Source organism: Sulfoacidibacillus ferrooxidans (assembly GCF_022606465.1).
Lineage (GTDB): Bacteria > Bacillota > Bacilli > Alicyclobacillales > SLC66 > Sulfoacidibacillus > Sulfoacidibacillus ferrooxidans.
Genome location: NZ_JALBUF010000059.1, coordinates 1 through 1089 on the forward strand (window position 1 = coordinate 1; position 1089 = coordinate 1089).

The following is a 1089-nucleotide window of genomic DNA, read 5'->3' on the forward strand; positions in this document are numbered from 1 at the left end:
GGGACCTTAGCTGTTGGTCTGGGCTGTTTCCCTCTTGACTACGGATCTTAGCACTCGCAGTCTGACTGCCAAGTCTACAAGCGTGGCATTCGGAGTTTGACTGGGTTCGGTAACCTTATGCAGGCCCCTAGCCCAATCCGTGCTCTACCTCCACCTTGCATCTCACTTGACGCTCGCCCTAAAGCGATTTCGGGGAGAACCAGCTATCTCCGTGTTCGATTGGAATTTCTCCCCTACCCCCAACTCATCCCCTGACTTTTCAACGTCAGTGGGTTCGGGCCTCCATAGCGTGTTACCGCCACTTCACCCTGGTCAGGGGTAGATCACACGGTTTCGGGTCGTCGTCGACAAACTTCCGCCCTCTTCAGACGCGCTTTCGCTCCGGCTCCGGAATCTCTCCCTTAACCTCGCTTGCCATCGACACTCGCCGGTTCATTCTACAAAAGGCACGCTGTCACACCTCTTGGGTGCTCCAACTGCTTGTAAGCACACGGTTTCAGGTTCTCTTTCACTCCGCTCCCGCGGTCCTTTTCACCTTTCCCTCACGGTACTCTTCACTATCGGTCGCTAGGTTGTATTTAGCCTTAGGAGGTGGTCCTCCCTGATTCAAACGGGATTTCTCGTGTCCCGCCCTACTCGGGGTCAATCTTCAGCTTCTCTCAGCGTGTCGACGACGGGGCTCTCACCCTCTCTGGCCGGCCTTCCCATGCCGTTTGTCTACGCTGACTTTCCCCTGTGAAACGGTTGCTTCGTTTCTCTTGATTGCCCCTCTACCCCTATGCCGCATCGCAAGCACGCTATACCACGTCACAGGTTTAGGCTCTTTCCCGTTCGCTCGCCGCTACTTGGAAAATCACTGTTGTTTTCTCTTCCTCGGGGTACTGAGATGTTTCAGTTCCCCCGGTCCCCTCCGTGTAACCTATGCATTCAGTTACCGGTCTCTTTCCTTGCGAAAGAGAGGTTCCCCCATTCGGAAATCCTCGGATCTCTGCCTGCGTACGGCTCCCCAAGGCATATCGGTGTTCGCCCCGTCCTTCTTCGGCACCTAGCGCCTAGGCATCCCCCGTGCGCTCTTCCTACCTTATCCTC

The 1089-nt window shown here is 55.7% G+C and carries 1 rRNA gene; it reads right to left on the reverse strand.

From position 1 onward, the window contains the following. Positions 1–1087 (reverse strand): 23S ribosomal RNA (locus MM817_RS16350); the annotation flags it as partial. Positions 1088–1089: the final 2 nt, after the last annotated feature.